Below are 12,142 nucleotides of genomic sequence, written 5' to 3' on the forward strand. Positions count from 1 at the left end.
ACAAATTCAACTTTCTGGTTTAAGTTTGCTGCGTTGATAATAATAAGGTGTAGAAGTAATGATGAAATTAAATGTGTATCTTTCTGGTGAAATTCATACGGATTGGCGAGATCAGATTATTCAAGGCTGCCAAGATACCGATTTAAATATCGAGTTTTCTTCGGCTATCACAGATCATGAAGAAAGTGACAGCGCCGGGGATATACTGGGTGAAGGACTGGCTGGTGATAAGCAAGGCTTTTGGCGAGATCATAAATCAGCAAAGGTAAACGCAATAAGAACGAAAACATTAATAGCCGCATGCGATATCGCCATTATTCGCTTTGGTGATAAATACAAGCAGTGGAATGCAGCCTTCGATGCAGGCTACTGCGCCGCCCTCAACAAGCCCTATATCACGCTACACAGTACAGATATCATCCACCCTCTTAAAGAGGTCGACGCCGCAGCTCATGCCTGGGCAACCGATGTTGATCAAGTAGTGGCAAGTCTGAAGTACCTTTGCAAGTAGTCATCAGTTAAATCCATTGACTAGAATTGGGACGCTCGAGTCATGCTGAGTTATTCGAAGAATATACCACTAACGATAATACCGATCGGTATAAGCATCTAAAACAGGCAGAAGATTTGACGTCCCCTATTTTTAACCTTATCCCACGTTTACTGCATGGTTTTTCTCAAATCATGCTACAAAAAAGTGCGGTCACCGGCCTATTCTTTGTGATTGGAATTGGCATTAACTCTTTGACTATGATGTTAGGGGGTATTATTGCGACATTATCAGGCCTAATCATAGCGAAACTCTGCCGATATGACAGCGAGCTTATTGGCAATGGCATCTATGGTTACAATGCCGCGCTCGTTGGAATAGCGCTGTTTTATTTTCTCCCTCTCAGCCAGCTTTCTCTTGTACTTCTTGTGTGTGCAAGTGCCCTATCCACTATCATAATGCATTATTTGCTAAGACGAATACCGGTAAATAGTGTATTTACCACGCCTTTTATCATCTCAACTTGGTTAGTGTTACTCCTGATTGACATGGCCGGCATAAACACATCCGTGGCCCCTTTTTCGACCCAAGCCAGCTCAGACTTTTACTCGCTAACACGAGGCGTAGGTCAGGTGATGTTTCAGGGATATTGGCTATCGGGTGTCATATTTATTATCGGACTGTTATTTCATTCATACCAGGCCGCCATATGGGCGGTTATCGGCTCAGGATTAGGAATGCTAACGGCGCGGGTGGGGAGCTTTTCTGAGTCTAATGTGCTGATGGGAGCTTATGGGTTCAACGCGAGTCTGGTTGCCCTCGCCCTTACTGCACGCTATCCAAACACACCAATACCAGCAGTGTTGGGAGTCATGCTATCTGTGCTGCTCACGAGGGCTTTTGAGGTGGTTTCCCTGCCAGCGTTAACCGCCCCTTTTGTTCTGACTACTTGGTTGATCATAGGTATGATGGGGATAAAAAATCGTCTCAGTGAATACCGCAGCCTTTAAGAATTATTTGAGTGAGAAAAGTCACCACATCTTCAAAGTCATCATCGCTCATTGTTTCTTTATTTAATGCTGCTACCACTTGCACATTAAAGTCGGCGTAATGTTGAGTCGAGCTCCAAATTAAGAACAATAAATGATGTGGATTGACCTTATCCATCAAGCCTTGCTCAATCCAAGTCTCGATCACACTAACCTGGCTTTGTAACCAGTCTTTAAAGTCCCCATAAAGGTATTGATTCAACACCGGCGCACCATGAATTAATTCACTAGCAAAAATTCTTGAAGAATCCGGGTCATCCTTAGAATGCATGACTTTTGCCCGAATATACGCACTAAGCGCTTGTTTGGGTCCTTTATGGACACTTAAGGTATCGTAGTCTCTATTCCACACTTCTATGATATTGCTGAGCAGCTGTTGATATAGGTCAGTTTTATCTTGAAAGTAGTAATGGATATTCGCTCGTGCAATATTCGCTCGCTCGGCAATGCGCTTAATGGAAGCACCTTTAAAACCATAAGTGACAAACTCTTTCTTTGCTGCATCGAAGATGACAGCCTTATTCTTTTGCCGAATATTGCCTTCCGAGGCTTTAGACTTTGCCACAAACACTCCCAGTCATAAAAGTTAACCAGCACCATTCCATTTCAGCACTGTAAATAATAAATCAGTGGCATGGTTATACCATGCCACTGATTTTTCGATCATTAGATAGTAAAAGTCAATTTTTTACAACTAGAGAGGTCTGCAGACCTCTCTAATTTACTGACGACTGGTGTTTGCCAACCAGATCGCTAATGTCGTGCGCTCTTCATCTGTCATATGAGTCTTATTCATAAACGGCATATCTTTAGAGTCTACCACTCGCGCTTGAATACGAGGTGCCAATCGTATAATGCTAGCTTCATCGGAAAATACGATACCAGCTGGTGCAATGGTAAAGACATCGTCGGTCGGTGTCACTGAATGACAACTACTGCACCTTTGTTCAATGATCTTTTGTACTTGGCTGGTATTTACCGTTTGTTGTTTTTGCTCCGCGGTCAACTCAGTCGAAGCTGGGGCTATTACAAAAGCGAGAATAACCGTCGCCACAACCGAGCCGACTAACACTAAGGGTTTCTGCTTACCAAAATGACGTAATACAAAGTATTGACGGACCGCAGCGGTGATTAAAATGATAGCGATGAGTACTAACCAGTTCGCGCTATGGGCGTAGGTCATCGGATAGTGGTTTGAGATCATAATAAAAATGATCGGTAGCGTAGTATATGTATTATGAGTTGAACGTAATTTTGCATTTAATCCATAAGCTGGATCAGGTGTTGTCCCCTCTTCAACCGCTTTCACTAAGGCACGTTGTGACGGCATGATGCCAAAAAATACGTTACCCGCCATAATGGTGCCTATGATCGCGCCCATGTGCATATATGCGCCACGAGCACTAAACACATGTGTTAGACCGTAGGATAAAGCGGTGGCAATAAGGATTAAAATAAGACCTAAAACTATTCCATGCTCTCTTAATTTAGTGCGCACTAACAACTCGTAACTACCTACACCAAGCACAATTGACCCCACGCCTATGCCAATGGCTTGAAATTGGGTTAAGTCAGCGACTCGTTTGTCGATTAAGTAGGAATCTGCACCCACATAAAACATGAGCGACAGTAAAAGGAAACCAGTTAACCAGGTAGTGTAAGCCTCCCATTTAAACCAATGCAAAGTGGTTGGCATCTTTGGTGGTGCCAATTTGTATTTAGCCACCTCGTAAAATCCACCACCGTGAATAGCCCAAAGATCACCGCCAATACCTTTATCTTCTTTCCATTTTGGCGGTGTTTCCAAATGATTATCTAACCATACGAAGTAAAATGATGCGCCAATCCAGGCAATACCTGTAATGACATGTGCAAATCGAATGATTAAATTTAACCATTCATTAATATAGGGATCCATAACCTTCCTCAATTCTTTTAATATTTATGTTGTTACAGCAATAGCAGTCTGTACTCGTTCACCCATAATATGAGTCGCCTTGACATGACGTTCGTCGCCTAACATGCTTAATGTAAACAGCTTTTCTGACAGATCTTTGCAATGGTGCATACGTCTATCCATAAGCGGGGTTGCGTGGTAATCGAGGAAAATAAAGTCAGCTTCTGCACCTTTAGTGAAGTTGCCGATGGTGCCTTCGAGATCTAACGCTCTTGCCCCGCCTAGAGTGGCTAAGTAGAACGATTGGAATGGGCTGAGTTTTTCAGCGCGAAGCTGTTGTGTCTTATAGCCTTCGTTCAGGGTACTTAGCATTGAAAATGTGGTACCTGCGCCTATATCTGTGCCGTAACCTACATTAACGTCATATTTTTGCGCTTGTTTCAGGTTAAATAACCCGCTGCCTAAAAACAGGTTAGAGCTTGGGCAAAATGCAATGGAAGACTCTGTTTCACCTAATCGCTTACATTCATGATCATGTAAGTGCACGCCGTGAGCGAAGACACTTCGACGACCGAGTAAGTTACTTTGGTCGTACACATCGAGGTAACCTTTTGAGTCAGGAAACAGTTCACTCACCCACGCAATTTCATTGGTGTTTTCACTGATGTGTGTGTGTAAATAGACGCTTGGGTTTTCTGCCAGTAATTGACCGGCTTTGTTTAATTGTTCAGTTGAGCATGTCGGTGCGAACCTTGGCGTGATGGCGTATTGCAATCTATCTGTTTTATGCCACTTTTCAATCAGTGCTTTGCTGTCTTCATAACCAGTTTGCGCCGTATCTGACAGATAATCAGGGCAGTTTTGATCCATCAATACCTTGCCACAGATCATGCGTAATTTTTTCTGTTGGGCAATAGTAAAAAAAGCCTCCACGGATTCTTTATGTACCGTACCGAATACGAGTGCTGTGGTCGTTCCAGCGTCAAGAAGCTGAGTTAAGAAAAACTCAGCGACTTTTTTACCGTGCTCTAAATCTGAAAATTGACGCTCAAACGGGAAGGTATAATTTTGTAACCATTCAAGTAGTTGTTCGCCATATGAGGCGATCATCTCAGTTTGCGGGTAATGCACATGAGTGTCGATAAAGCCTGGCATCATGAGTCCATTCTCATAATGAATCACCTCAATACCATCATCTAACAGAGGTAATAACTCAGATGCTTCTCCCACTTGTTCTACCAAGCCATCTTTAATGATTAACAATCCATCTTCTATATGCTGGTAGCTTTCTTGTAGGGCAACTTTGGCGGGGTCAGCCAAAAAATGCAGTAACTCTCCCCGATAAACTTTTATCATTATCCTTCACCTTCTCATCGTATCTTTAAGTTCTTATTATCTCATTACGATATTTATACATTACATTGCAAAATCACATACTCACTCTTGCACTATTAAGAGTGAACCATCTAACTCCAGTGCGTCACAGTTATCCCCCTCGCCCCCTCTATCAATCACCAAAAAATCACTTTCACTATTTAATGTTAGACAGAAATGATGCCAGGTCCCCTTGTGGTAATTCACACCTTGACTCGAGCTCGCGATAAAGACTTCAATATTATTGATATTAAATTCACCAGCAGGAGCCACGACCACTAAGAAAGGATTGTTTCCCAAAGGAATAAATGCCTGACTCCCATGAGGGTGACGCTCCATCATCTTTATGGCTATGGGCTGCTCTAATGGGTTTGAGCGAAAAATACTGATCAAGGTATGACCATCATTATCATTGACATCTATCTTGGCCAAGTCGTGATAGCGATGCGTCAGGCCACCATTAATTGCAAAGTTTTTTGCCTCTGTGCTGGCTTCAATTACATCACCAAAAGCACTAAAGGCTTCCCGAGTTAGGGGTTTTGCCGTGATAATCCGCAATTTATCAGTTATGCTGTTTTCCATTAAAAGTGCTCCCTTAGCTGCCGCGGTAAGTTGAATAACCAAATGCAGTTAATAACAAAGGGATATGGTAATGACTATTTGTGCCATCGAGTTCGAATACGATATCAACAAAAGGGTAAAAACCCTTTTCGTTATTGGCATTGAAGTAACATTTAGTCTCAAAATGCATACGATAAACCCCCGCATCGAGTACGACGCCATCGGCTAAAAGGCCAGCAATTCGACCATCGGAATTGGTGATACCCGAGGCAAGTTCTTGCCAAGCATCCCCTGTTTGAGCAAATAAGGTGATGGGCAGTTCCCGCGCAGGAAGTCCACGAGTGATGTCTAGGACATGAGTGGTTATTTGGCTCATATTAGTTTATTTAACCTCAGGTGGAAGATTTTACGCTGCTCTTGTGCAGCATTGGCTAATTCTGTAATTTTATTATTGGGCAAGCGTGCAAGTAGCAAAGCAAGCATCTGCTCTGCACTCTTGCCAGTGGCACAAACAATAAAAATGAATCCAAACTTGTCGAGGTAATCAGAATTACCTTGGGCCAAATCGAGTAACACTTGCTCAGACGCATGATTGACTGAACTTTGTTCACCACTGGCTAGCTCTTTAGTATTGGCATACTTTTTCCTAAGGGTATCCACATTACCGATTTGTGGATGACCTTCAAAGGCCTCGATATAGTCAGCTTCTATGGATCCAGCCCAAGCGAGATCGGCTTGGTAAGCTAAGGCTTGTTCATCAATAAAAGGACGCGCAAGTACCATTGCCTCAACCCAGCTAGATGCCGTACAACACTGCATAAAAGTATGCGTAGCTTCTTCAACGGATAAACGATTTAACTGTTCTAAATTCATTTTAATTCCACTTAAACTTTACGTTTACCAAACACTCGCATACGTGATATCCCACCATCAGGGAAGATATTTAATCGTACATGAGTATAGGTTTGTTCCTCATCTGCAAGAATTTCATTAATAAAGAGGTGTTCGCGATGAGCATAGAGTTTGGTGCGAGCAATAATGGGCTGCCATTGTTCTTCTTGTTGCCCATTACTGAAGTCATCGCTGTCAGTCACCATACCTTCGAGGTTAAATGTATCTGGAAAGTTACCTTTAAAATGACAGGTATCTATGATCACTTTTTCTATACTGCCACGGCTGGCAAGCTTGACAATAGACCAGTCGGGACCGAGATCTCGACGGCGTTTTGTTTCCCAGCCATCTCCCATATTTTTACCTCGACCAGGCATGATTAAGTTATTCTTATCACTAAAGAACATATCGCTGACCAATAAAGCTTTAGCGCCATTTTTGATGTAGGCCAAATCGATTAACTCACCCCCAATGAAATGCTCCCAATTTACATCGGCCTCGCCATAAACGCGTATGCGAGCCACGCCACCATCGGGGAACATGTTAAAACGAATATGGGTCCAGGCAGTATCATTGCTAATCGAAAAGATATTTTGGCTATGGGCTTCGACTGAAATTCGTTGCAAGACGGTATGCCAAACAGTATCCGCGCCAGGTTCAACTTCGCTCACGCATGCTTCTACCGACACAGACTCTGGCGCGTTGCCGCGGAAATAGTTGGTATCGATATCGAGACCCCGAATAACCCCTTTTATGCCAAGTCTGATAATGCACCAATCGAACTCACGGCCATCATCACGACCATAGCTACGACGAGATTCCCAACCGTCCATCCACTTACCGCGATCGGTAAATTTATCATCAATAAAAATACCTCGGCCCGGTTTAATCAGGTTTTCCATTCCTGCAAAAAAATCATCACTGCAAGACAGTGTCTCACCGCCAACCGCCTCGCTGGCGAGATCGACACAATGAGTTTTAAATTTACGCTCTAATTCGAGAGGCGTACCGCTTAGCTTGTTTTGTTGTTGGGTATCTATATCTAACATCATTGCTTATTTTCCTTTTTACTCTGTAAGGGTAAAATGAGTCAGCTCGTGACTCCTATTTAATGCTTAAACACATGGCTAATCTGCGTTAAGTAATTGCTTTAATTCTTTCCAGTTAATACCCTGTTGTGAGCTAGGCCGTGCTCTGGGCGCTGCTGGTGAACCGGTATCTAGTCTCTGCTCCAGCACTTGCTCAACCTGGCGGTTTTGTTCTGCTATTTTTTGTTCTTCGGCTTGATACTTGTTAATAATTTCAGCCGATACAGACACGGCAACTTCAATGGGTAACTTACCGCCCACCTGCTCGAGTCCAATTGGGCAGCTCATACGAGCCACTTGGTTTTGATCCACATCTCTATGCTTATAGCGCTGCTTGAAACGGCGCCATTTAGTGTCAGAGGCGATTAGGCCTAAGTAACTAAAATCTGCACGTTTGAGAATGGCTTGTGATATTTCAAAATCCATTTGATGGTTATGGGTCATCACCACAAAGTAGCTATGTTCGGGCATAGATCCGACTTCAAACTCAGGCTCCTCAGTGACAACTTTAGTCACATTGGGGTACATTTCTATATTGGCAGGAAATTGCTCTTCACGACTGTCGACCCAAGTGACGTGACAAGGCAGTTGAGCCAATATTGGTATCAAGGCCTTGCCCACATGGCCGGCGCCAAACAACATGATGTTGACGCCAACGGCGGCAAAACATTCAAACAACACACTGGCATTACCACCACAACATTGACCTAAATTGCTGCCAAGTTGAAAATGCTCTAAATGTTGGCAATTCTTACCGACAGCTAGCATGGTTCTGGCGTGTTTAATGGTTTTATGCTCAAGGTGCCCCCCCCCTATGGTATCGAAGATGTCAGCTTGGCTTATCACCATTTTAGTGCCGCTGTTTCTTGGGGTTGAACCAGAGACTCCCACTAATGTCACTAAGACATAGACACTGCCCTGCTTACTTAATTGATTAGCGGCGCTGCTCCAGTTCGTCATCATCATGGTATCCCCTAGTTAAGTTCGCTTGCTTTCATCGATTCGACTGCCCAAAGAACTCGCTCTGGCGTCGCTGGCGTATCGAGTGCTGGACTTAACCTGTGATCAGACACACTTGAAATGGCATCTTTCAATGCAGACCAAACCGATATACCTAACATAAATGGTGGCTCACCAACCGCCTTCGAGTTATAGATGGTTTGCTCACGGTTTGGATCGTCGGGAACTAAGTTGACACGAAAATCAGCGGGGGCATCACTGATTGCGGGGATCTTATAGGTTGCAGGGTTATTGGATAACAGCCGGCCTTGCTCATTCCAAACCAACTCTTCGGTGGTCAACCAACCCATGCCTTGAATAAAGGCACCTTCGATTTGGCCAATATCGATCGCCGGGTTGAGTGAATGACCTACATCATGCAAGATATCTGTACGCAGTAGTTTATATTCACCGGTCAAGGTATCGATAAGCACTTCAGATACCGCAGCGCCAGTCGAATAATAGAAGAATGGACGACCCTTACCCGTTGCACGATCGTAGTGAATTTTAGGTGTTTTATAAAAACCTGTCGCCGATAGCCCAACTCGGCCCATATACGCTTGTTGCACAAATTCAGCGAAGCTGAATCTCTCCACGCCGACATGGACTTGGCTTTCAGCAAAGATGACCTCATCTTGGTTAACATTGTATTTTTCACAGGCAAACTCAATCAGGCGCTGTTTAATTATCTTAGCCGCAGCCTGAGCCGCCTTACCATTTAAGTCAGTACCAGACGAGGCTGCTGTGGGTGAAGTATTGGGCACTTTATCGGTTCTGGTTGCAGATACGCCAACAGTGTCGACATCAACCTGAAATTCTTCGGCAACGATTTGGGCTACCTTGGTAAATAACCCTTGCCCCATCTCAGTGCCACCATGGTTTAAGTGAATCGTGCCATCGGTATACACATGCACGAGTGCACCGGCCTGGTTCAGGTGCTGGACGGTAAAAGAGATGCCGAATTTAACAGGGGTTAATGCTATCCCTTTCTTCAAAATCGTATTTTCACGATTGAACAGATTGATGCTTTCACGACGAACCCGATAATCAGAGCTTTGCTCTAATGAAGCAATCAGCTCAGAGATCTTGTTATGCTCTACCTTCTGATGATAGTGAGTTTCATTGCGGTCCTCCGTGCCATAGAGATTAATCTTACGTACCTCTAAGGGATCCTTACCCAAATGACGGGCGATATCGTCCATGACCATCTCTATGGTCATCATGCCTTGTGGACCACCAAAACCACGATACGCTGTATGGGATACGGTATTGAGTTTACACCGATTCCCCGTCACAGTGGCTTGGTCTAAGTAATAAGCGTTATCAGAATGAAACATGGCTCTGTCAACAATAGCATCGGAAAGATCCGGCGAGTAACCACAGTTACCATTGACATTGATGTTAATGCCTTTGATTTGTCCTTTGCTATCGAAGCCCACGGTATAGTCGTTTTCAAACGGGTGACGCTTACCTGTCATGCACATATCGTCTGAGCGGTTCAGTTTAAGCTTAACCGGACGCTTACTTTCATTGGCAAGCAGTGCTGCGATACAGGCCCAAGGCGCAGCCTGAGTCTCTTTACCGCCGAAGCCTCCGCCCATACGGCGAGTATCAACAACCACGATATTGAGTGGAATATCCAATACTTCAGCCACCAGCTTTTGCACTTCACTCGGGTGCTGGGAAGAGGAAAACACCAGCATGCCACCTTCTTCAGTCGGCTCTGCCGAAGAGATTTGACCTTCCAGATAAAAGTGCTCCTGGCCGCCCACTTTAATTTCACCCGATAATTGGTGCTCGGCATTGGCAATGGCCGTTTCTGAATTGCCTCGCTTCATGCTGTAAGGAGGACGAACAAAACTTTGCTTCGCTAAGGCATCTTTGACGCTTAGCACGGCTTCGAGTTCTTCATACTCAATTTTAGCAAGCTTGACCGCTCGGTTTGCCAAGTCATGACTGGTTGCGGCGACAGCAAAGATTGGCTGACCCACATATTCAACCTTACCGATAGCCAGTACAGGATCGCCAGGAAACACAGGACCAATATCGGTATGACCGGGGACATTGTCTACCGTGATGACTGCTATAACACCTTCGGCTGCGCTTACCGCAGAAAGATCCATCGACTTAATATTGGCGTGTGCGACACTGCTTTGGCCAATAGCAGCATGTAACTGACCTCTCAGTTCGGGCCTGTCATCGATATATATCGCTTCACCACTGACATGCTTTTCGGCACTTTCATGTTTTTTTGAACGACCAACTCCACCTAATCCTACGCTACGTAAATTTGTGTCTGATAAATTGGTTTTATTGATTTCGATAAGACTACGCATAGTTAACCACCCGTGTTTCAATAGTTCGATTTTGTAATTCGAGATAACATTTCTGCATTAAGTTTTGCGTAACTTTCATTCGATATTTGTCCGAGGCGCGTACATCTGACATAGGTTGGAAATCAACTGTTAATGCTTGCTGAGCAGCAGTGATATTGTCTTGGTTAAATGGTTTATTCAATAAGGCCGCTTCACAATGTTTAGCTCGCATTGGAATGCCTGCCATTCCCCCAAAAGCAATTCGCAGGTCAGTGATAATATTATCTTTTAGCTCGATAAAGAAGGCGGCTAATACTGCAGAAATGTCATCATCTATGCGTTTTGAAATCTTATATAACTTAAGAAACTGCCCGGGTTTAGCTTTGGGAATGTAGAAATCCTTAATAAACTCTGAATCTTTCAGTACGGTTTTTTTATAGGCGACGAAGTAATCTTCGACCGCAATTTTACGCTCTGTATCCCCACGCTGAAGGGTCATTTCGGCCCCTAAGGCAATGAGAGCTGGCGGCATATCACCGATTGGGGAGGCGTTGCCAACATTGCCACCTAAGGTGCCGTTATTGCGCACTTGTCTTGAGCCGATACGTTCTATCATCTCACCGAGTTCATGATATTCATCGTGTAGCATTGGCGTAAATTCGCTGTAGGGTACTGCCGAACCAATCACAAACTGATCATCATTGTTCTCAAGGGTGAGTAGCTCTGAGACATCACCCAGATACACTAAATCTTCGATGATATTAAAATGTTGAGTGACTGATAACGCTAAATCGGTACCACCCGCGACTAAGGTTGCCTTGGGGTCTTCTATCAGTTTTTGCGCAAGTTCAGTAACGTTCTTGGGGGCAAAATAGCGATGTTGATTGTCTGATAACTTTGCAGATGGTAATTGTTTGAAATTATTGAGCTGCTGCACTGTTTGTTTATAGTTCGTGGCAAATGAGTCGACCTGTTTATGCTCACTAGACTCCATGGCCGCATCGATTATCGAGCGATATCCGGTACAGCGACATAAATTACCGGCAAGAGCTTCGATAACATCGGCTCTACTTGGCTTGTTGTTTGTCTTATGTAAGGCGAACGATGACATCACAAAACCAGGTGTACAAAAACCACACTGTGAGCCATGGTTATCCACTATAGATTGCTGCACATGGTGTAATTTAGCGCCATCTTTAAGATCTTCCACCGTAATGAGCTGCTTGCCATGTAGGCTACCCACAAAGCTGATACACGAGTTTATCGATTTGTAATTTAAATCTTGTTGATTATTTTCTAATTCTGCGACTACGACGGTACAAGCTCCGCAGTCACCAGAACAACAACCTTCCTTGGTGCCAGTACTGAATTGCTTTTCGCGCAGGTACTGCAGAACCGTCAAATTTGGGTCGATGTTTTCTAATGTCACTACGTCATTATTGAATAAGAAACGAACTGTACTCATTGTCATAATTTGT

12 protein-coding genes are annotated in these 12,142 nt (G+C 44.0%); 2 read left to right on the forward strand and 10 right to left on the reverse strand.

The genetic code is table 11. The features are described 5' to 3' along the window. Positions 1–61 precede the first annotated feature (61 nt). A complete protein-coding gene (locus FS373_RS16090) occupies positions 62–511 on the forward strand; it encodes a YtoQ family protein (RefSeq protein WP_152829979.1) in 450 nt (149 codons plus the stop codon). 26 nt (positions 512–537) lie between these two features. Further along, entirely contained in the window at positions 538–1,500 is a 963-nt protein-coding gene (locus FS373_RS16095) for an urea transporter (protein ID WP_194165866.1), read from the forward strand. On the opposite strand, the gene FS373_RS16100 is transcribed toward FS373_RS16095, so the two are convergent. From FS373_RS16100 to xdhA, 10 genes are all read right to left on the reverse strand, one after another. Continuing rightward, complete coding sequence (locus FS373_RS16100; protein ID WP_144046699.1) at positions 1,478–2,104, reverse strand: TetR/AcrR family transcriptional regulator; 627 nt, start codon at positions 2,102–2,104, stop codon at positions 1,478–1,480. The two genes, FS373_RS16095 and FS373_RS16100, sit on opposite strands and share 23 nt — an antisense overlap. Positions 2,105–2,260: 156 nt before the next feature. Next, positions 2,261–3,457, reverse strand: coding sequence for a urate hydroxylase PuuD (locus tag FS373_RS16105; RefSeq protein ID WP_144046698.1), 1,197 nt, complete (start codon positions 3,455–3,457; stop codon positions 2,261–2,263). Between the two features lie 24 nt (positions 3,458–3,481). Further along, complete coding sequence (guaD, locus tag FS373_RS16110) at positions 3,482–4,792, reverse strand: guanine deaminase (RefSeq protein WP_152829870.1); 1,311 nt, start codon at positions 4,790–4,792, stop codon at positions 3,482–3,484. Positions 4,793–4,873: 81 nt separating this feature from the next. Beyond that, a complete protein-coding gene (locus tag FS373_RS16115) occupies positions 4,874–5,392 on the reverse strand; it encodes an ureidoglycolate lyase (protein ID WP_144046696.1) in 519 nt (172 codons plus the stop codon). 13 nt (positions 5,393–5,405) lie between these two features. Beyond that, entirely contained in the window at positions 5,406–5,747 is a 342-nt protein-coding gene (uraH, locus tag FS373_RS16120; protein ID WP_152829871.1) for a hydroxyisourate hydrolase, read from the reverse strand. Continuing rightward, positions 5,744–6,244: a 2-oxo-4-hydroxy-4-carboxy-5-ureidoimidazoline decarboxylase gene (gene uraD, locus FS373_RS16125; protein WP_144046694.1), complete on the reverse strand. Its 501-nt coding sequence runs from the start codon at positions 6,242–6,244 to the stop codon at positions 5,744–5,746. Before uraD ends, uraH begins: the two co-directional genes overlap by 4 nt. Positions 6,245–6,255: 11 nt before the next feature. Beyond that, positions 6,256–7,314 (reverse strand): allantoicase, encoded by a 1,059-nt coding sequence (gene alc, locus FS373_RS16130; protein ID WP_227992865.1) that lies wholly within the window; start codon positions 7,312–7,314, stop codon positions 6,256–6,258. Between the two features lie 75 nt (positions 7,315–7,389). Beyond that, on the reverse strand, positions 7,390–8,316 hold the full coding sequence (gene xdhC, locus FS373_RS16135) for a xanthine dehydrogenase accessory protein XdhC (RefSeq protein ID WP_227992867.1): 927 nt from the start codon (positions 8,314–8,316) through the stop codon (positions 7,390–7,392). An 8-nt stretch (positions 8,317–8,324) separates the two neighbouring features. Next, the gene (xdhB, locus tag FS373_RS16140; RefSeq protein WP_152829872.1) at positions 8,325–10,685 is read right to left on the reverse strand and encodes a xanthine dehydrogenase molybdopterin binding subunit; all 2,361 of its coding nucleotides are present in this window, start codon (positions 10,683–10,685) and stop codon (positions 8,325–8,327) included. Beyond that, positions 10,678–12,135, reverse strand: coding sequence for a xanthine dehydrogenase small subunit (gene xdhA / locus FS373_RS16145; protein WP_144046692.1), 1,458 nt, complete (start codon positions 12,133–12,135; stop codon positions 10,678–10,680). The genes xdhB and xdhA overlap by 8 nt, the downstream gene beginning before the upstream one ends. Positions 12,136–12,142: the final 7 nt, after the last annotated feature.

Source organism: Shewanella sp. YLB-07, from assembly GCF_009377275.1.

Bases quoted from the DNA above. Each gene is read 5' to 3' on its own strand.
- uraD (WP_144046694.1), bottom strand. From the start codon at position 6,244: ATGAATTTAGAACAGTTAAATCGTTTATCCGTTGAAGAAGCTACGCAT.
- FS373_RS16105 (WP_144046698.1), bottom strand. From the start codon at position 3,457: ATGGATCCCTATATTAATGAATGGTTAAATTTAATCATTCGATTTGCA.
- xdhC (WP_227992867.1), bottom strand. From the start codon at position 8,316: ATGATGATGACGAACTGGAGCAGCGCCGCTAATCAATTAAGTAAGCAG.
- xdhA (WP_144046692.1), bottom strand. From the start codon at position 12,135: ATGACAATGAGTACAGTTCGTTTCTTATTCAATAATGACGTAGTGACA.
- xdhB (WP_152829872.1), bottom strand. From the start codon at position 10,685: ATGCGTAGTCTTATCGAAATCAATAAAACCAATTTATCAGACACAAAT.
- alc (WP_227992865.1), bottom strand. From the start codon at position 7,314: ATGATGTTAGATATAGATACCCAACAACAAAACAAGCTAAGCGGTACG.
- FS373_RS16090 (WP_152829979.1), top strand. From the start codon at position 62: ATGAAATTAAATGTGTATCTTTCTGGTGAAATTCATACGGATTGGCGA.
- FS373_RS16115 (WP_144046696.1), bottom strand. From the start codon at position 5,392: ATGGAAAACAGCATAACTGATAAATTGCGGATTATCACGGCAAAACCC.
- uraH (WP_152829871.1), bottom strand. From the start codon at position 5,747: ATGAGCCAAATAACCACTCATGTCCTAGACATCACTCGTGGACTTCCT.
- guaD (WP_152829870.1), bottom strand. From the start codon at position 4,792: ATGATAAAAGTTTATCGGGGAGAGTTACTGCATTTTTTGGCTGACCCC.